Origin of the sequence: Ensifer soli, from assembly GCF_041928815.1 — a bacterium.
Lineage (GTDB): Bacteria > Pseudomonadota > Alphaproteobacteria > Rhizobiales > Rhizobiaceae > JBHFEI01.
The window spans coordinates 261,439-279,438 of sequence record NZ_JBHFEI010000002.1 but is presented as its reverse complement, the minus strand read 5'-3'; the positions used below and the strand labels follow the sequence as shown (position 1 = coordinate 279,438).

Annotated in this window: 20 protein-coding genes; 10 read left to right on the top strand and 10 right to left on the bottom strand. The window is 69.6% G+C overall.

The window, feature by feature from the left end; all coding sequences use genetic code 11:
* Positions 1-44 precede the first annotated feature (44 nt).
* From ACEVQ6_RS04015 to mnhG, 6 genes are read left to right on the top strand one after another with little or no spacing between them, the layout of a single operon-like run.
* Complete coding sequence (locus ACEVQ6_RS04015) at positions 45-2,972, top strand: monovalent cation/H+ antiporter subunit A (protein ID WP_374887798.1); 2,928 nt, start codon at positions 45-47, stop codon at positions 2,970-2,972.
* Positions 2,972-3,307, top strand: a complete 336-nt coding sequence (locus ACEVQ6_RS04010; RefSeq protein WP_374887611.1) for a Na+/H+ antiporter subunit C — start codon at positions 2,972-2,974, stop codon at positions 3,305-3,307. The genes ACEVQ6_RS04015 and ACEVQ6_RS04010 overlap by 1 nt, the downstream gene beginning before the upstream one ends.
* Positions 3,308-4,915: a monovalent cation/H+ antiporter subunit D gene (locus ACEVQ6_RS04005; RefSeq protein ID WP_374887610.1), complete on the top strand. Its 1,608-nt coding sequence runs from the start codon at positions 3,308-3,310 to the stop codon at positions 4,913-4,915. It begins immediately after the preceding gene.
* A 2-nt stretch (positions 4,916-4,917) separates the two neighbouring features.
* Entirely contained in the window at positions 4,918-5,406 is a 489-nt protein-coding gene (locus ACEVQ6_RS04000) for a Na+/H+ antiporter subunit E (RefSeq protein ID WP_374887609.1), read from the top strand.
* Complete coding sequence (locus ACEVQ6_RS03995) at positions 5,403-5,684, top strand: K+/H+ antiporter subunit F (RefSeq protein ID WP_374887608.1); 282 nt, start codon at positions 5,403-5,405, stop codon at positions 5,682-5,684. The genes ACEVQ6_RS04000 and ACEVQ6_RS03995 overlap by 4 nt, the downstream gene beginning before the upstream one ends.
* On the top strand, positions 5,681-6,079 hold the full coding sequence (gene mnhG, locus ACEVQ6_RS03990) for a monovalent cation/H(+) antiporter subunit G (protein ID WP_374887607.1): 399 nt from the start codon (positions 5,681-5,683) through the stop codon (positions 6,077-6,079). Before ACEVQ6_RS03995 ends, mnhG begins: the two co-directional genes overlap by 4 nt.
* Before the next feature lie 4 nt (positions 6,080-6,083).
* Here mnhG and cobM read toward each other — a convergent pair whose 3' ends face one another.
* Complete coding sequence (gene cobM / locus ACEVQ6_RS03985; protein WP_374887606.1) at positions 6,084-6,842, bottom strand: precorrin-4 C(11)-methyltransferase; 759 nt, start codon at positions 6,840-6,842, stop codon at positions 6,084-6,086.
* A gap of 188 nt (positions 6,843-7,030) precedes the next feature.
* Positions 7,031-8,263: a precorrin-6y C5,15-methyltransferase (decarboxylating) subunit CbiE gene (gene cbiE / locus ACEVQ6_RS03980; protein ID WP_374887605.1), complete on the bottom strand. Its 1,233-nt coding sequence runs from the start codon at positions 8,261-8,263 to the stop codon at positions 7,031-7,033.
* Between cbiE and ACEVQ6_RS03975 the strand changes: the two genes are divergently transcribed.
* On the top strand, positions 8,262-9,029 hold the full coding sequence (locus ACEVQ6_RS03975) for a cobalt-precorrin-6A reductase (RefSeq protein WP_374887604.1): 768 nt from the start codon (positions 8,262-8,264) through the stop codon (positions 9,027-9,029). The two genes, cbiE and ACEVQ6_RS03975, sit on opposite strands and share 2 nt — an antisense overlap.
* Here the strand turns inward: ACEVQ6_RS03975 and ACEVQ6_RS03970 are convergent.
* Genes ACEVQ6_RS03970 through ung form a run of 6 tightly spaced genes read right to left on the bottom strand, consistent with a single transcriptional unit; the run spans position 8,993 to position 14,012 of the window.
* Complete coding sequence (locus ACEVQ6_RS03970) at positions 8,993-9,757, bottom strand: precorrin-3B C(17)-methyltransferase (RefSeq protein ID WP_374887603.1); 765 nt, start codon at positions 9,755-9,757, stop codon at positions 8,993-8,995. The genes ACEVQ6_RS03975 and ACEVQ6_RS03970 overlap by 37 nt on opposite strands.
* The gene (locus tag ACEVQ6_RS03965; protein ID WP_374887602.1) at positions 9,754-10,485 is read right to left on the bottom strand and encodes a precorrin-2 C(20)-methyltransferase; all 732 of its coding nucleotides are present in this window, start codon (positions 10,483-10,485) and stop codon (positions 9,754-9,756) included. Before ACEVQ6_RS03965 ends, ACEVQ6_RS03970 begins: the two co-directional genes overlap by 4 nt.
* The gene (locus ACEVQ6_RS03960) at positions 10,482-11,114 is read right to left on the bottom strand and encodes a precorrin-8X methylmutase (protein WP_374887601.1); all 633 of its coding nucleotides are present in this window, start codon (positions 11,112-11,114) and stop codon (positions 10,482-10,484) included. The genes ACEVQ6_RS03965 and ACEVQ6_RS03960 overlap by 4 nt, the downstream gene beginning before the upstream one ends.
* Before the next feature lie 2 nt (positions 11,115-11,116).
* Complete coding sequence (gene cobG / locus ACEVQ6_RS03955; RefSeq protein ID WP_374887600.1) at positions 11,117-12,502, bottom strand: precorrin-3B synthase; 1,386 nt, start codon at positions 12,500-12,502, stop codon at positions 11,117-11,119.
* On the bottom strand, positions 12,499-13,266 hold the full coding sequence (gene cobF / locus ACEVQ6_RS03950) for a precorrin-6A synthase (deacetylating) (protein WP_374887599.1): 768 nt from the start codon (positions 13,264-13,266) through the stop codon (positions 12,499-12,501). Before cobF ends, cobG begins: the two co-directional genes overlap by 4 nt.
* Before the next feature lie 56 nt (positions 13,267-13,322).
* On the bottom strand, positions 13,323-14,012 hold the full coding sequence (ung, locus tag ACEVQ6_RS03945) for a uracil-DNA glycosylase (protein ID WP_374887598.1): 690 nt from the start codon (positions 14,010-14,012) through the stop codon (positions 13,323-13,325).
* Between the two features lie 217 nt (positions 14,013-14,229).
* On the opposite strand from ung, the gene modA reads away from it, so the two are divergent.
* The 3 genes from modA to modC all read left to right on the top strand — a co-directional run bounded on the left by modA (position 14,230) and on the right by modC (position 16,787).
* Positions 14,230-14,961, top strand: a complete 732-nt coding sequence (modA, locus tag ACEVQ6_RS03940) for a molybdate ABC transporter substrate-binding protein (protein ID WP_374887797.1) — start codon at positions 14,230-14,232, stop codon at positions 14,959-14,961.
* Positions 14,962-15,030: 69 nt separating this feature from the next.
* On the top strand, positions 15,031-15,732 hold the full coding sequence (modB, locus tag ACEVQ6_RS03935) for a molybdate ABC transporter permease subunit (protein WP_374887597.1): 702 nt from the start codon (positions 15,031-15,033) through the stop codon (positions 15,730-15,732).
* Positions 15,729-16,787, top strand: a complete 1,059-nt coding sequence (gene modC, locus ACEVQ6_RS03930; RefSeq protein ID WP_374887596.1) for a molybdenum ABC transporter ATP-binding protein — start codon at positions 15,729-15,731, stop codon at positions 16,785-16,787. The genes modB and modC overlap by 4 nt, the downstream gene beginning before the upstream one ends.
* Positions 16,788-16,790: 3 nt before the next feature.
* On the opposite strand, the gene ACEVQ6_RS03925 is transcribed toward modC, so the two are convergent.
* Together ACEVQ6_RS03925 and ACEVQ6_RS03920 are read right to left on the bottom strand one after the other, a co-directional pair.
* Positions 16,791-17,150: a winged helix-turn-helix domain-containing protein gene (locus tag ACEVQ6_RS03925; RefSeq protein ID WP_374887595.1), complete on the bottom strand. Its 360-nt coding sequence runs from the start codon at positions 17,148-17,150 to the stop codon at positions 16,791-16,793.
* Between the two features lie 4 nt (positions 17,151-17,154).
* Entirely contained in the window at positions 17,155-17,892 is a 738-nt protein-coding gene (locus ACEVQ6_RS03920) for an SDR family oxidoreductase (RefSeq protein ID WP_374887594.1), read from the bottom strand.
* Positions 17,893-18,000: the final 108 nt, after the last annotated feature.

Genomic DNA, 18,000 nt, shown 5'->3' with positions numbered 1-18,000 from the left:
CCCCATGCCGCAAAACCACAGTGCGAGCCTTAAGGAACGGAACGATAGAGACGCCCGGCGCCCTGCTGATTCTCCTCCTGATGCTGCCCTTCGCCGGCAGCGTCGCGGTCATCCTGCTGCCGTCGAAAAGAGGCACGACCTCGGCCTGGTTTTCAGGCGGCATCGCGCTCGTCGCGCTCATGACGACGCTGGCGCTCTATCCCTTCGTCACCGAGGGCGGTGTCCTGCGGCAGAGCTTCGCATGGATGCCCTCGCTCGGGCTCGACCTGTCGCTGCGCCTCGACGGCCTATCCTGGATGTTCGCGGTGCTGATAACGGCGATTGGCCTGCTGGTCGTCATCTATGCGCGCTACTACATGTCGGCCGCCGATCCGGTGCCGCGCTTCTTCTCGCTGTTCCTCTCCTTCATGGGCGCGATGCTCGGCCTGGTAATGGCGGGCAACCTCATCCTGCTTGCCGTCTTCTGGGAACTGACCAGCATCGTCTCCTTCCTGCTGATCGGCTACTGGCACCAGAACGCGGCGGCCCGCGACGGCGCGCGCATGTCGCTGACGGTGACGGCGACCGGCGGCCTGTCGATGTTCCTCGGCTTCATCTTGCTCGGCCACATCGTCGGCAGCTACGATCTCGACACGGTGCTCGCCTCCGGCAGCATCATTCGTTCGCATGCGCTCTACGTGCCGGCCCTCGTGCTGATCCTGCTCGGCGCGCTGACGAAGAGCGCGCAGTTCCCCTTCCATTTCTGGCTGCCGCACGCCATGGCGGCGCCGACGCCCGTCTCCGCCTACCTGCATTCGGCGACCATGGTGAAGGCCGGCATCTTCCTGATGATCCGCCTCTGGCCGGTGATGTCGGGAACGGAAGCCTGGTTCTGGATGCTCGGGCTCGCCGGTCTCTCGACGCTGGCGCTCGGCGCCTATTTCGCCATCTTCCAGCAGGACCTCAAAGGCCTGCTCGCCTATTCGACCATCAGCCATCTCGGCCTGATCATGGCGCTCCTGTCGCTCGGCAGCCCGCTCGCCGCGGTGGCGGCGATCTTCCACACGATGAACCACGCCACCTTCAAGGCCTCGCTGTTCATGGCGGCCGGCATCATCGACCACGAGACGGGAACGCGCGACATGCGCCGGCTGGGCGGCCTCTACCGCGCCATGCCCTTCACCGCGACGCTCGCCATGGTCGCGAGCGCGGCCATGGCCGGCGTGCCGCTGCTGAACGGCTTCCTGTCGAAGGAGATGTTCTTCGCCGAGGCGATCGAGACGCACCAGCTGAACATCCTCGACAGCGTGACCCCTTACGTCGCGACGCTGGCGGGCCTCTTCGCCGTCACCTATTCGCTGCGCTTCATCCACAGCGTCTTCTTCGGCCGGCCCGCGACCGACCTGCCGAAAGCGCCGCACGAGCCGCCGCCCTTCATGCTGGCGCCGGTCGCCTTCCTGGTCTTCGCCTGCCTCGTCGTCGGCATCGTGCCGGGCCTGACGGTCGGCCCCTTCCTGCATGCCGCCGTCGTCGCCGTCCTCGGGCTCGCCACGCCCGACTACAGCCTCGCCGTCTGGCACGGCTGGAACCTGCCGCTGATCATGAGCATCGTCGCCCTCGTCGGCGGGATCGTCCTCTACCTCTTCCTGAAGCCCTATCTCGCCAACAGCGTCGAGGGCCCGCCGATCTTCCGCAAGCTGGAAGGACAGCGCATCTTCGAGCGCGTCCTCGTCACGCTGTCGTGGAAATGGGCACGCTCGATCGAGAAGCATGCCTCGACCCGCCGCCTGCAGCCGCAGATGCGGCTCCTCTTCGCCGTCGCCCTCTTCGCGGGCGCGGCACCGCTGCTGATCGCCGGCTTCCAACCGGCGCCGCTTCGGCTTGGGACGATCGATCCCGCCTTCGCGCTCCTCTGGACGGTTGGCATCCTCTGCGCCGCCGGCGCCGCCTACCAGGCGAAGTTCCACCGGCTGGTCGCCCTTGTGCTGCTCGGCGGCGCCGGGCTCTGCACCTGCCTGACCTTCGTCTGGCTGTCGGCGCCCGACCTCGCCGTCACCCAGCTCCTCGTCGAGATCGTCACCACCGTGCTGATCCTGCTCGGCCTGCGCTGGCTGCCGAAGCGCATCGAGGCCGGCGAGGAGCGGGAAAGGATGACGCTTCCGATCAGGCTCAGGCGCCTGCGCGACTTCGCGCTCGCCGTCGCCGCCGGCATCGCCACCATGCTCGTCTCCTACACGGTGATGAGCGGCGCGCGGCTCGAGACGATCTCGCGCTTCTTCCTGGAAAACGCCTACAGCAAGGGCGGCGGCACCAATACGGTGAACGTCATCCTCGTCGACTTCCGCGGCTTCGACACGCTCGGCGAGATCGCGGTTCTCTGCATCGTGGCGCTGACCGTCTTCGCGCTCCTGCGCCGCTTCCGCCCGGCGGAGGACAGCCTGCAGCTTCCGGAGCAGCAGCAGGTGCAGAACGCCTTCGACGACCGCCATCCCGACCGCAGCAAGGGCGACAGCATCGCCGAATATCTCCGCCTGCCCTCGATCATCATGCGCTGGATGTTCCCGGTCATCGCCATGCTCGCCACCTTCCTCTTCCTGCGCGGCCACGACCAGCCGGGCGGAGGCTTCGCCGCCGGCATCGCCATGTCGATCGGCTTCATCCTGCAATACATGGCCGGCGGCACGCGCTGGGTGGAGGAGCGGCTGCGCATCCATCCGCTGCGCTGGATGTCGATCGGCCTTGTGATGGCGATCGCCACCGGGCTCGGCTCCTGGCTGTTCTCGCGCCCCTTCCTGACGAGCTATTTCCGCTATGCGGAACTGCCCGTCTTCGGCAAGATTCCGGTCGCGAGCGCGCTGATCTTCGATCTCGGCGTCTTCGCCCTCGTGCTCGGGGCGACCGTCCTCATCCTGATCGCGCTCGCCCACCAGTCCGTGCGCACGCCGCGCGCCCAGGCCCGCGCGGCCCGGGCCGCCGAAAGGGAGATCGGCTGATGGAACTCATCCTCTCGATCGCGATCGGCGTCCTGACCGCGTCCGGCGTCTGGCTGCTTCTGCGTCCGCGCACCTACCAGCTCGTCATCGGCCTCGGCCTGCTCTCCTATGCCGTCAACCTGTTCATCTTCGGCATGGGCGGCCTCAGGGTCAACGCGCCGCCGGTGCTCGACAAGGACGGCACCGTCTATCCCTGGCTCTACACCGACCCCGTGCCGCAGGCGCTGGTGTTGACCGCCATCGTCATCGGCTTCGCCATGACCGCCCTCTTCCTCGTCGTGCTGCTCGCCTCGCGCGGGTTCACCGGCACCGACCATGTCGACGGGAGGGAATAGGTGCAGGGCTGGATCCAGAACCTCGTCATCGTCCCGGTGCTGCTGCCGCTCGTCGCCGGCGCGGCGATGATCCCGTTCGACGAGCGCAACCGCAACGTCAAGGGCGTCATAGGCTTCACCGCGACGGCGATCGTCTTCTTCGTGTCGCTGTTCCTCATCGCCGTCGCCTCAGCCGACGGCGCCGTCGCCACGACCGTCGGCAACTGGCCGGCGCCCTTCGGCATCGTGCTGGTCCTCGACCATTTCTCCGCCATGATGCTGGCGCTGGCGAGCCTGCTCGGGCTTGCCGCCCAGGTCTTCGCCATCGCCCGCTGGCACACGGCCGGCTATCATTTCCACTCGCTGTTCCAGCTCCTCCTCGCCGGCGTCAACGGCGCCTTCCTCACCGGCGACCTCTTCAACCTCTTCGTCTTCTTCGAGATGATGCTGGCGGCCTCCTACGGCCTGCTGCTGCACGGCTCGGGGCCGGTGCGCGTCAAGGCCGGGCTCCATTATGTCGCGATCAACCTCGCCGCGTCCTTCCTCTTCCTGATCGGCGTAAGCCTGATCTACGGGGCGACGGGAACGCTGAACATGGCCGACCTCGCCAGCAAGATCGCGGGCCTCTCGGATCGCGACCGGATGCTGATGGAGGCCGGCGCGGCCGTGCTCGGCACGGCCTTCCTGGTCAAGGCCGGCATGTGGCCGCTCGGCTTCTGGCTGCCGCCCGCCTATGCGGCGGCCACTCCGCCCTCGGCGGCGATCTTCGCGCTTTTGACCAAGGTCGGGATCTACGTCATCCTGCGCCTGTCGCTGCTGGTCTTCGGCGCGGACGCCGGCGAATCGACCGGCTTCGGCCGCGACCTCCTCTATTACGGCGGCATGCTCACCATCGCCTTCGGCGCCATCGGCGTGCTCGCCTCGCAGGCGATCGGCCGGCTCGCCGGCTATTGCGTGCTCGTGTCCTCGGGCACGCTGCTCGCCGCGATCGGCCTCGGCCAGGCCTCCATGCTCGGCGGCATCCTGTTCTACACCGTCGTCTCGACAATCACCGTCTCGGCCTTCTTCCTGCTGATCGAACTCGTCGAGCGCGGCCGCGATGCCGGTGCCGACGTTCTCGCCGTGACGATGGAGGCCTATGGTGACTTCGACGAGGACGAGCCGGAGGAGGAGGTGGGAACCCTGGTTCCCGGCACGATGGCGGTGCTCGGCCTCTGCTTCATCGCCTGCGGCATGCTGCTTTCCGGCCTGCCGCCGCTGCCCGGCTTCCTCGCCAAGTTCGCGCTGCTGCACGGGCTCTTTTCCGGCGCGCGGGCGACCGACCTCGCCTCCTATCCGCCGGGCGCGCTCGCCTATGCCGCCATGCTGATCCTCTCCGGCCTCGCCGCCATGATCGCCATGAACCGGATCGGCATCCGCACCTTCTGGGCCTCGATCGAGGGCACGATCCCGCGCGTCCGGCTGATCGAGATCACGCCGATCCTCGTCCTGATCGGCGCGACCGTCCTGCTCAGCATCAAGGCCGGGCTGGCGATCGGCTACATGGAGGCGACCGCCGCGAGCCTCGTCGATCCCTCCGCCTATATCCGCGCGGTGCTCCCGCCGGCCGCCGGCACGGAAGGGGGCTGACGATGCGCTACTGGTTTCCCCATCCGATCCTCTCCCTCTGCCTGATGATGATGTGGCTGCTGCTCAACCGGTCGCTGTCGCCGGGCCACATCGCGCTCGGCGCGACGCTCGGCACCGTCTTCGCCTGGGTCATGGTCAATCTCGAGCCGCGCACGGTCGCCTTCGGCCGCATCGCCGCCGTCTTCACGCTGGCCGGACGGGTGTTCGTCGACGTCCTCGTCTCGCATGTCAACGTCACCAAGGTGATCTTCACCGGGCGCGGCCGCGTCCCCGCCGATGGCTTCCTGACGATCAGGCTGCGGATCGAGGACGAGAACGCGCTCGCCTGCCTGTCGCTGATCCTGACGCTGACGCCGGGCACGGCCTGGCTCGAATACGACCCGCGCGACGGCACGCTGCTGATGCATGCGCTCGACCTCGAGACGTCCCGCCACATCGAGGACATGATCCATCAACGCTACGAAGGCCCGCTGCGGGAGATTTTCCAATGATGACGCTCGTGATCCTCTGGTCGATCCTCGCCGCCCAGGTCATGCTCGGCCTTGCCATGGCCTGCGCCTTCTACCGCATGCTGCGCGGGCCCCGGGCCCAGGACCGCATCCTCGGCCTCGACACCTTCTACCTCGCCGCCATGCTGATGCTCGTCGTCTTCGGCATCCGCACCTCCAATTCGATCTATTTCGAGACAGCGCTGATCATCGCCCTGCTCGGCTTCGTCGCCACCGTCGCCTTCTCGAAATTCCTGATGCGCGGCGAGGTGATCGAATGAGCCAGATCACCGATCTTCCGGCCTGGGCGGCGATCCCCGTCTGCCTGCTGCTCCTCGGCGGCGCGGCGCTGACGCTGATCGGCGCGGCGGGCCTCGTGCGCTTCGAGACCTTCTACCGGCGCCTGCACACGCCGGGCCTCGCCGCGATCGGCGGGACGGCGATGATCTGTGCCGCTTCGGCCCTCACCTTCCTGATGCTCGAAGGGCGCTGGATCGTGCACGAGATCCTGATCGTGGTGTTCGTCGCGCTGACGACGCCCGTCGCCATGGTGATGCTGGCGGCGGCGGCCCTTTACCGCGACCGCAGCGAGCGCCGCGACGACGTTCCCGCCAAGGTCGTCCGCCACGGCCCACCGGACGCCCCGACGGCGGCCGAACCGATCGATCCGCGCTGATCCATCAGTCGCGACCGCGAAAGCGCCGCTGGTAGGCGGCGTCGTAGAGCGCGCTTTCCCGGAAATCCTCCGCCGCAAGGCCGGGGCCGACGAAGATCAGCGCGGTGCGCTCGATCGGCGCGGCGGCGACCTGCGCCTCGATGTCGGCGAGCGTGCCCTTCAGCACCCGCTCGTCCGGCCAGGAGGCCTTGACGACGATCGCGACCGGGCAGTCGGCGCCGTAGAGGGGAAGAAGCTCGGCGACGATGCGCGGCAGGGCGTGGATCGCCAGATGGATCGCGAGCGTCGCGCCGGTCGCGCCGAAGCCGGAGAGCGTCTCGCCTTCTGGCATCGGCGATGCCCTGCCGGACACGCGGGTGAGAACCAGGCTCTGGGCGAGGCCCGGCAACGTCAGTTCCCGCTCCAGCGCCGCCGCTGCCGCCGCGAAGGAGGGAACGCCCGGCGTCATCGTATAGGCGATGCCGCGCGCCTTCAGCCTACGGATCTGTTCGGCGACCGCGCTCCAGACCGAGAGGTCGCCGGAGTGGAGCCGCGCCACATCCTCGCCGGCCTCCGCCGCCCGCAGATATTCCGCCTCGATCTCGTCGAGCGACATCGGCGCGGTGTCGACGATCCGCGCCCCGTCCGGGCAATAGGCAAGCAGGTCCGGCGAGACGATCGAACCGGCATAGAGGCAGACGGGAGAAGTCTCGATCAGCCGGCGGCCGCGCACGGTGATGAGATCCGCGGCCCCCGGCCCCGCGCCGATAAAATGAACCGTCATCTGTCCTCTTCCTTTCTCTCGAACATGCTCCGGTGAACACCGGATCGCCGGATAGGCTCTGTCGTCCGCTTTTCCGGCGTCTCGGCCGCAAACGCCGTCGCCCGCGGGCATGTCGCGGATCGTCCGCAGTCGCGCCCGTGCACCAGGCCCCTGTCTCGACGCCTGTCTTTCCGCAAGCGAGACATGCGTCAGAGGCCCCGCGTCCAGGACCATTGCGTCACCGGCATGGCCGGCCGCCAGCCGGTCATGCCGCCGACCGGCGCGGCGCGGGCGATGTCGATGCGGATCAGGCTGCCGCCAAGCCGTGCATGGTGGTCGAGAAGCACCGCCTCCATCTCGACCGTCACCGCATTGGCGACGACGCGCCCGCCCGGCTTCAGCGCGGCAAGAATCGCGGACATCACGCCGGGCACGCTGCCGCCGCCGCCGATGAACACGGCATCCGGCGCCTCGAGCCCGGCAAGCACGTCCGGCGCCCGGCCCTCGACCACCACGAGGCCCGGCACCCCGAAGGCGGAGGCGTTGCGGGCGATGCGGGCGGCACGCTCCGGCGCCTGCTCGACGGCGACCGCCCGCATCGCCGGATCGGCGAGAAGCCATTCGACGGCGATCGAGCCGGAGCCGGCGCCGATGTCCCAGAGCAGTTCGCCGCGCCTCGGCGCGAGCGTCGACAGCGTCACGGCGCGAACCTCGCGCTTGGTGATCTGCCCGTCATGCTCGAACAGGCCGTCGTCGCGCCCGCTTGCCAGCGGCAGGACGCGCGCATCCGCCCCGGCCGCGACCTCGACGGCACAAAGGTTCAGCGCGTGGAAGGCGATCGGCGGCAAAGTGTCGGCGCGGGCGCGGGTGATGCGCTCCTGCGGTCCGCCGAGCGCTTCGAGCACGATCAAGGCGGAGCCGCCGAAGCCGGTCCGTGTCAAAAGCGCGGAAAGCGCCGCCGGACCCGCGCCGTCCGAGGTCAGCGCGAGGATCCTTGCGCCCGGCTGGAGATTGGGGCGGATCAGGTCGTCCGGCCGGCCGTGCAGCGACACGGTCGCCACCTCCTGCAGCTGCCAGCCGAGCCGCGAAGCCGCGAGACTGAAGGCGGAGGGCGCCGGCAGGGTGAGGATTTCGGACGGATCGATCCGGCGCGACAGCGTCGCGCCGACGCCATGGAGGAAAGGGTCGCCGGAGGCGAGCACGACGGCCGTCCGCCCGCGCGCGGCGATCACCGCCGCGACGGAGCGCTCGAACGGGCTCAGCCAGGCATGGCGCTCCCCTGCGATCAGCGGCTCGGCCAGCAAGAGGTGCCGGGCGCCGCCGAAGACGATCTCGGCCGAGGCGATGCGCCGCTTGGCCTCGTCGCCCAATCCGGCTAGACCGTCCTCGCCGATGCCGACGATCGTCAGCCACGGCGGAACCGCTGCGGAGCCCTCATCCATGCGATGCCCCCTCATCCTGGTCCTCGGCGGCACGACCGAGGCACGCGCCCTCGCCGAGGCGCTGGCGGCGATGCCCGGCATAAAGGCGCGGCTGTCGCTCGCCGGCCGCACGGCCGACCCGCGCCCGCAGCCGCTGCCCGTCGTCAGCGGCGGCTTCGGCGGCGCGGAGGGTCTTGCCCGCTATCTCGCTGCGGAACGGATCGATGTCCTCATCGACGCGACCCATCCCTTCGCCGCACGCATGTCGGAAAACGCCGCCGCCGCCGCTGCCGCCCGGGGCATCCCGCTCATCGCCCTTCGCCGCCCCGAATGGCGCGCAGAGCCCGGTGACCGCTGGACGCATGTGACCGGCATGGCGGAGGCTGTGACGGCGCTCGGCGCGGCACCGCGCCGTGTCTTCCTCGCCATCGGTCGCCAGCAGGCGCCGGCCTTCGAAGCGGCACCCCAGCATCACTACCTGCTGCGCAGCGTCGATCCCGTGACGTTGGAGGTTCCCTCGATCGACTATCTTCTCGATCACGGGCCGTTCACGCTCGACGGCGAGACCGAGCTTCTCCTCGGCCACCGCATCGACGTTATCGTCACGAAGAACAGCGGCGGCACGGCGACGCAGGCGAAGCTCGTCGCAGCGCGCAGGCTCGGCCTGCCGGTGATCATGGTCGCGCGCCAGGCCCCGCCCGCGGGCGTCGCCGAGGTCGGCACGGTGGAGGAGGCGCTCGCTTGTCTGGCTCATCGGCTGGCGGGCGCGGAAAAGCGCGGCGTGTAGACGAGCGGCGACCGGCCCGGCCGCGCGACGATGCGCGTTTCCGGCGAGCCGATCATCACGCAGGTCGCCATATCGGCATCGCCCGCATCCGCCTCGGCCAGCGGGACGATGCGGATGCGTTCGTCCGGCCGTCCGGCGGCGCGGCCGAAGATCACTGGCGTCGTCGCCGGCAGGATGCCGCGCAGCAGGGCGAAGGCCTCGCCGAGCTGCCAGGGTCGCGCCTTGCTGATCGGATTGTAGAGAGCGATGACGAAGCCCGCCTCGGCCGCGAGCCGGAGCCTCCGGGTGATCACCTCCCAGGGCTTCAGATTGTCCGAGAGCGAGAGCGCGCAGAAGTCGTGGCCGAGCGGCGCGCCGATGCGGGCGGCGACCGCCAGCATGGCGGTGACGCCCGGCACGACGACGAGGTCGACCGCGCGCCAGTCGTCCGGGCCCGCCTCGATCGCCTCGCAGACGGCCGCCGCCATGGCGAAGACGCCGGGATCGCCGCCCGAGACGACGCAGACCCGCGCGCCGGCGGCGGCCTGCGCAAGCGCGGCCCGGGCGCGGCCGAGTTCCTCGCGATTGTCCGAGGCGATGCGGCGCTGGTGGGGGCCGAGCGCCAGCCGGTCGAGATAGGGGCCGTAGCCGAAGAAGACCTCGGCATCGGAAACGGCGGCGGCGGCTTCGGGCGTCATCTGGCGCGGATCGCCCGGGCCGGTGCCGATCACGGAGAGGATGCCGCTCATGCCCTGCCCTTCCAGCCGGGCACGAGGATCAGCGAGAAATAGGGTGCGGCGTCGTCCGCCTTCTCGGCGAGCGCGACCATCCCGCCGTTCGCCATCGTGCCGCGCTCGACATAGACGGCATCGGCGAGGCGGCCGGCCTCATGCAGCGCGCGGCGGATCTTCGGCAGGTTGCGGCCAACCTTCATGATCACCGCCGCTTCGGTGTCGGCGAGGCGGCGGACGAGTTCGCCCTCCTCCATCGTGCCGGGCAGGACGGAGAGCACGTCGTCGCCCTGCACGATCGGCAGTCCGGCCATCGACCAGCACCCCGACATGGCGGTCACGCCCGGAATGACCTCGGTCGGATAGAGGGCGGACAGGCGGACATGCAGATGCATGTAGGAGCCGTAGAACAGCGGATCGCCCTCGCTGAGCACCGCCACCGTCCGCCCGGCATCGAGATGGGCGGCAAGCGCCGCGGCGCTCTCGTCGTAGAAGCCGGTGATCTGGCGGCGGTATTCGTCGTCGTGCCGGTGGATTTCCGTCGTCACCGGATAATGGAGCGGATGCTCGATCGCGCCCGGCCGCACCAGGCCCTCGACGATGGCCCGGCCATTGCCGCCGCCGCCGCGCTTGGCGAACCAGGCGAGCACGTCCGTCCCGGCCAGCGCCTTCACGGCCTTGACCGTCAGAAGGCCCGGATCGCCCGGCCCCGTGCCGACGCCGATCAGCCGTCCCGTCGCGCTCAAAGGCCCGGCCTCGCCAGCGCGTTGACGGCCGCCGCCGTCATGGCGCTGCCGCCGAGGCGGCCGCGCACGACGGCATAGGGGATGCCGAACGGGTTCTCCGCCAGCGCATCTTTCGATTCCGCCGCGCCGACGAAACCGACCGGCATGCCGACGATCGCGGCCGGACGCGGCGCGCCGTCGCGGAGCATTTCGAGCAGGTAGAAGAGTGCGGTCGGGGCGTTGCCGATCGCGACGACGGCACCCTCCATCCGCGCGCCCCAGAGCTTCAGCGCCGCGGCCGAACGCGTGTTGCCGATCGCAGCGGCAAGCGACACGGTCGCGGGGTCGCGCAGCGTGCAGATCACCTCGTTCTGCGCGGGAAGCCGCGCGCGCGTGATCCCGTGCGCCACCATTTCCGCATCGCAGAAAATCGGACGGCCGGCGGCAAGGGCCGCACGGGCGGCTGCGACGAAGCCGTCGGAAAACGCGAAGGACGCCGCCGCCTCGACCATGCCGCAGGCATGGATCATCCGGATGGCGATGTCCGCTTCCTCCGGGCCGAAGCGATCGAGATCGGCCTCCGCCCGGATGATCGCGAAGGATTTCTCGTAGATCGCGTTTCCGTCGCGGATGTAGTCGTCGTCCGGCATGGTTACGTCCGTTCGGTGGCAAGGGCGGCGAGCGCCGCCGGATCAAGGCGTGTTAGGCAGGCGCGTGCCGATTCGCCAGAGCGTTTCTCGGCGGCGACGAAGGCCTCGAGCCGCGCGGCGACCCGGTCCGCCGCCGCTTCGGCGAAGATCACCAGCGGCGGAGCCGACGGTTTCGCGTCGCGCAGCAGGGCGCAGCCCTCCGGCATGCCGACAAGGACGAGATCGGCCGGCGACGGGCGGGCGCAGCCCTTGGCGCAGCCCGAGACATGCAGGCGCAGCGATCCGTCGAAGAGCACGGGCGCGGCGCGCCGGATGCGGTCGGCCAGGGCATGGGTGTCGAGATGGGCCGAGGCGCAGCCTCTCCGGCCGGCGCAGGCATCGATCCGGTTGGCGGGATCGTCGGCGTCGACGCGCAGGCCGAGCCCGGCGGCGACCGCACGAAGGGCGGCGATGTCCGTTCCCCCGCGACAGGGCACGAGCAGCGCGCGGCCGGGCGAAAGGCGGATCTCGTCGTTGCCGGAGGCCCTGACCGCTTCGGCAAGGGCCGCAAGGTCTTCGGCCGCCACTTGCCCATAGGCCGGCCCAGCCCCGAGCGCCGCGCCCCCGGCGCCGAGCGGATGCAGGCCGACCGGCTGGAACGCCGGTCCGGGACGATATTTTTCCGCCTCGATCCCCGGCAGGCCGGCAAGGACGGCGGACACCGCGGCCGGATCGAGATCGCGGCCGCGCGCGGTCGGTCCCATCGCCGAAAGGCGCAGCAGCAGCGCGACAAGCGCACGCGGTGCCATGCCGGCATCGAAGGTTCCGCCGGGGCGCGCCGTCACCGCCGTGCCGTCGATCATCAGCTGCCACGCGCCGCCCGCGCCGGCGGGCAGCGCGCGCAGGCGGAGGTCGGCGCTGACCGCATCGAGTGAAGAGAGGCCGCCGCCGTCGACGATCACGGAGAGTTTTGGTGCAAGCGTCGGGGAGAGGCCGGAAAGGGCACGGCGGAGACGCTCCGCCATTGCGAGGCTGTCGCCGGTCTCCGCCGGATCGAGCCCGGCGAGCGGCGGCGTCTCGATCGACACTCCGGCCTGGAAAGCAATGTCCTCGGCCTCGAGGAACTGGCGCAGCCTCCCGGCCGAGGCCTCCGTCAGGCCGCGGACCTGCAGGTTGCCGCGCGCCGTCACGTCGAGGAGGCCGTTTCCGAACCGACGCGCCGCGTCCGCAAGCACGCGCGTTTCCCGGACGGTGAAACCCGGCGCGGCGGGGCGAAGGCGCACGAGCAGGCCGTCGCCGGTCAACATCGGCGCGGCGAGCGAAGGGCAGGCACCCCGGCGCGATGCCACCGGGGCGGATGGCGCCGGCAGCGCGTCCTCGGGCCGTGTCGGTATCGCCCCTCCCCTCATTCCTCGAAATCCGCTCCCTTGGTCATCAGATAGATGTCCATGATCCAGCCGTGGCGCGCCCGTGCCTCGGCACGCGCCGCCAGTATCGCCCCCTTCACCTCGGCGAGCCGGCCTGACAGCGTAATCTCCATGTCGGTCCCGAGATAGGCGCCCCAGTAGATCAGGACGTCGGGATCATCGATTTCCATGAAGGCCTGGACACCGTCGAGCATCACCACCGCCGTCTGGATCCGCCCGGGAAAATTGTCGGCAAGCCGCCGCCCCGTGGTGATCTCCACCGGACGGCCGACCCGGTTCAGCGCAATGCGATGCCGGGCGGCGAGCGCCTGGATGCTGGTGATGCCGGGTACGACCGTGACCTCGAAGGCGACCCGCCCGCCCGTCTTCACCCGGTCGAGGATGCGGATCGTGCTGTCGTAGAGCATCGGATCGCCCCAGACGAGGAAGGCGCCTGTGCCGTCCTCGCCGAGTTCGTCCCGGATCAGCCGTTCGTAGATCGTTGCGATCGCCGCATGCCACTCGTCGACGCCCACCAGGTAGCCGAGATCGGAGCGGCGCACCGGCACGGCGAAATCGACCGTCCGGCTCGACGGATTGGTGACATGGCGGGCGCAAAGCGCACGGCGCTGCGCGGCAAGCGCCGCCTTTTCCTCGCCCTTGTCGGGGATGAACAGCACGTCGGCATCGTTCAGCACCCGGATCGCCTCCAGGGTGATCTGCTCGGGATGGCCGGCGCCGATGCCGACGATCGAAATTGTCCTCATGTCACCCGCACTCCCCGGCGGCAGGCTTTGACGGAAGCCATGCCCGGATGCAAGCCCTATTCGGGGGTCTCCGGCAGCCGCCAGTCGATCGGTGCAAGGCCGTTCTTCTCGAGGAAGGCGTTGGCTTTCGAAAAATGCCGGCAGCCGAAGAAGCCGTTATGGGCGGAGAGCGGCGAGGGATGCGGCGCCTTTAGCACCAGATGGCGCTTCGCATCGACGAAGGCCGCCTTCTTCTGCGCATAGGAGCCCCAGAGCAGGAAGACCGCCGGCGTCTCCTGCGCGTTGACGGCGCGGATCACCGCATCGGTGAAGGTCTCCCAGCCCTGCCCCTGATGCGAGGCGGCCTGGCCGCGCTCGACGGTGAGAACGCTGTTGAGGAGCAGCACGCCCTGCCGCGCCCAGCTTTCAAGAAAACCGTGCCGGGCCGGCGGAATGCCGAGGTCCTCCTGCATCTCCTTGTAGATATTGACGAGCGAGGGCGGGATGCGGACGCCGGGCCGGACACTGAAGCAGAGGCCATGCGCCTGCCCGTCGCCGTGATAGGGATCCTGGCCGAGGATGACGACGCGCACCGCGCCGAGCGGCGTCAGGTCGAGGGCGCGGAAATATTCCGAGCCCTTCGGGAAGATCACCCTGCCCTCCTCGCGGCGCTCCATGAGGAATGCCTTCAGCGCCGCCATGTACGGCTTCGAAAACTCCGGCGCCAGACTGGCCTTCCAGCTCTCCTCCAGCCTGATCTCCGTCATCGCCTGTCCTTTCGGTCGCTTGAATGGGCGCGACCTTGCCGCCTCGGTTGCTCGATCTCAATATATTTCTTTGAACATAGCGCTGGCGAAGGCGATGCGATCGATATATTCAGAAAAATACAACCGATCCGGCCAAGGGGAGATGACGATGCTGAGACGTGCGGTTCTTCGGGGGATTCTGGCGTGGGGGCTGCGGGCGGGCGCGCTCGCCATCGCGATGGTGGGGCTCGCCGGCCTTGCCGCGCCGGCCGTCGCCGAGCCTGTGACCGTCTTTGCCGCCGCCAGCCTCAAGAACGCGCTGGACGACATCAACGCCACCTGGAAAACGGAGAGCGGCAAGGAGGCCGTCTCCTCCTATGCCGCAAGCTCGGCGCTCGCCAAGCAGATCGAATCCGGCGCCCCGGCCGATGTCTTCATCTCCGCCGATCTCGCCTGGATGGACTATGTCGCCGAGCGCAAACTGATCAGGGACGACAGCCGCGCCGATCTCCTCGGCAATTCGATCGTCCTCGTCGGAGCACCCGACGCCAAGCCGGTCGAGATCGGCGCCGCGCTCGACCTCGCCGGCCTGCTGAACGGCGGGAGGCTGGCCATGGGCGCGGTCGATTCCGTGCCGGCCGGAAAATACGGCAAGGCGGCGCTGGAAAAGCTTGGGCTCTGGGCCTCCGTCGAAAAGCAGGTCGCCGGCGCCGAGAATGTCCGGGCCGCCCTTCTCCTCGTCTCACGCGGCGAGGCGCCGCTCGGCATCGTCTACAAGACCGATGCCGCGACCGACAAGGAGGTCGCGATCCTGGGCACCTTCCCGGACGACAGCCACCCGCCGATCGTCTATCCGGTCGCCGTCACCGCCGAAGCAAAGAGCCCGGACGCGGCGGCCTACGTCGCCTATCTGAGGACGCCGGCCGCCGCGGCCGTGTTCGAGCGATACGGCTTCACCGTGCTGAAGTGATCCGTTAACCTCCGCCGGCCCATGCTTGGGCCGGGCGGCGGAAAGGCGCGGGCAGACGGAACGGCGGATTTGGACGGGCTCACCCTCTCGGATGCGGAATGGACGGCGATCCGGCTCAGCCTGCGCGTCGCCACTGTGGCGACGATCGCGAGCCTGCCGGTCGCGATTTTTATCGCCTGGCTTCTGGCGCGCGGCCGGTTCTGGGGCAAGTCCGCGCTCAACGGTGTCGTCCACCTGCCGCTGATCCTGCCGCCCGTCGTCACCGGCTATCTGCTCCTGATCCTGTTCGGCCGGCGCGGGCCGATCGGCGCCTTCCTCGACGCGCATTTCGGCATCGTGCTTTCCTTCCGCTGGACGGGCGCGGCGCTCGCCTGCGCCATCATGGGCTTTCCGCTGATGGTACGCAGCATCCGGCTTTCGATCGAGGCGGTCGACGAGAAGCTCGAACAGGCGGCCGCGACGCTCGGCGCGGCACCCGTGCTGGTTTTCCTGACGGTGACGCTGCCGCTCGTGCTGCCGGGCATCATCGCCGGCATGATCCTCTCCTTCGCCAAGGCGATGGGAGAATTCGGCGCGACCATCACCTTCGTTTCCAACATCCCCGGCGAAACGCAGACGCTCTCGGCGGCGATCTACACCTTCACACAGGTGCCCGGCGGCGATGCCGGCGCCCTCAGGCTGACGCTGATCTCGGTCGCGCTGTCGATGGCGGCGCTGATCCTCTCGGAACTGATGGCGACGCGGGTCGCGAGACGGGTGGGCGGAGGATGAGCCTCGACGTCTCCGTGACCCACCGCCAGGGCGCCTTCACGCTTGAGGCGGCATTCTCCTCGACGGGGGGCGTCACCGCGCTCTTCGGCCGTTCCGGCTCCGGCAAGACGACGCTCGTCAACATCATCGCCGGCCTTGTCCGCCCCGCGACGGCGCGCATCGCGCTCGACGGCGACACGCTCCTCGACACCGCGCAGCGCATCGACGTCCCCGTCCATCGCCGGCGCTTCGGCTATGTCTTCCAGGAGGCACGGCTGTTCCCGCATCTCAGCGTCCGGCGCAATCTTCTCTACGGCCGCTGGCTGGCGGGCCTTGGCGGCTCGGGGCCGGAGGTCGACCGCATCGTCGACATGCTCGACATCGCACCTCTGCTCGCGCGCCGGCCGGCCGGGCTCTCCGGCGGCGAGAAGCAGCGCGTCGCCCTCGGCCGGGCGCTTCTGAGCGCGCCGCGCCTGATGCTGATGGACGAGCCGCTGGCGGCGCTCGACGAGGCGCGCAAGCAGGAGATCCTCCCCTATCTCGAACGCCTGCGCGACGAAACGGCGATCCCGATCGTCTATGTCAGCCATTCCGTGGCGGAAGTCGCGCGGCTCGCAAGCCGCGTCGTCATGATCGAGGCCGGCCGCGTCGCCGCCTCGGGCGATCCCGCCTCGGTGCTGAGCCAGCCGTCGCCCGCGATCGACCGGCGCGAGGCCGGAACGGTGCTCGACGGCGTGGCGGGCGAGCGCCATGCCGGCCTCGCCACCGTCGCAAGCGGGCCGCTCGTCTTCCGCGTTCCCGACCCGTCGCTCGACCCCGGCCGCGCCGTCCGCCTGCACATCGCCGCCCGCGACGTGATGCTGGCGATCCGCGAGCCCGAGGGACTGAGCGCGCTCAACATCTTTGCGGGACGCGTCGCCGACATCCGAATTCTGGGCGAGGAGGCCGACGTGATCGTCGACTGCGGCGGCACGATGCTCACCGCCCGGATCACCCGGCTCTCGCGCGACCTGCTGGCGCTGGTGCCGGGCCTTGCCGTGCACGCGATCGTCAAGAGCGTCGCGCTCGACCGGTAGGCCTCAGTCCGGCAGGCGGCGATGGGCTTCGAGCCAGTCGAGATCGGCGGCAAGCGCCGCGCCGGCTGCCGCCTCCATCGCACGGAAGCGCCGGATCAGGTCCTCGCCGAACGGCGTGACCGAGGCACCGCCGCCGCGGCTGCCGCCGCGCTGCGGCGCGACGACGGGCCTGGCGAACATCGTGTTGAGCGCGTTCACCAGTTGCCAGGCGCGGCGGTAGGACATGTCCATCGCCCGGCCGGCGGCGGAAATCGACCCGGTCTCGCGGATGTGCTCCAGAAGCAGGATCTTGCCCCGGCCGAGCCGGTCGGCGCCGGGAAAATCGATGCGCAGGACAGGCCGGAGATCCGGAGCGTCCGTCATCGCGTCACAGGCTCATGCCGCCGTCGATGACATGCACCTGGCCGGTCGTATAGGCGGCATGGTCGCTGCCGAGATAGACGGCGAGCGCCGCGATCTCGTCCGGCGTGCCGAGCCGGCCCATCGGCTGGCGGGCGATGAAGGCGGCGCGCGCCTCCTCATAATTGCCCTGCGCGCGCATGCGCTCCTCAAGCGACGGCGACTGCACCGTGCCCGGCGCGATCGCGTTGCAGCGGATGCCCTGCTTGATGTAGTCGGTGGCGACCGACTTGGTCAGCCCGATCACGGCCGCCTTGCTCGCCGAATAGACGAAGCGGTTGGCGACCCCCTTCGGCACGCCGGCGACCGAGGCCATGTTGACGATCGAGCCGCCGCCTTTGGCCAGCATGCCCGGCAGGAAGGCCTGGATCAGCCGCATCATCGAGCGCACGTTGAGATCGAAGGCGAAATCGAAATCGGCATCCGTGGCGTCGAGGATCGTCCCGGCATGGACGACGCCGGCGCAGTTGAACAGCACGTCGACCGGGCCGGTGCGCTCGGCGAAGGCGGCGATGTCGGCGGCGTTCAGCACGTTGAGCGTCTCGACCGCCATGCCGAGATCCGCGAGTTCGCCGAGCTTTTCCGCGTTGATGTCGGTCGCGGTGACCACCGCGCCCTCACGATGGAACGCCTCGGCCGCCGCCCGGCCGATGCCCTGCGCCGCCGCCGTGATCACCGCCCGCTTGCCGGCCAGAAGTCCCGCCATGTCATCCTCCGATGCGGCCCGCGGCCGCGTGTGTCGTTGCGTCAGGCATATCGCCGCAAAGACGGATGTCAAGCGAACGAGAGGGCTTTCCGCGCGGCGCCATTCCGC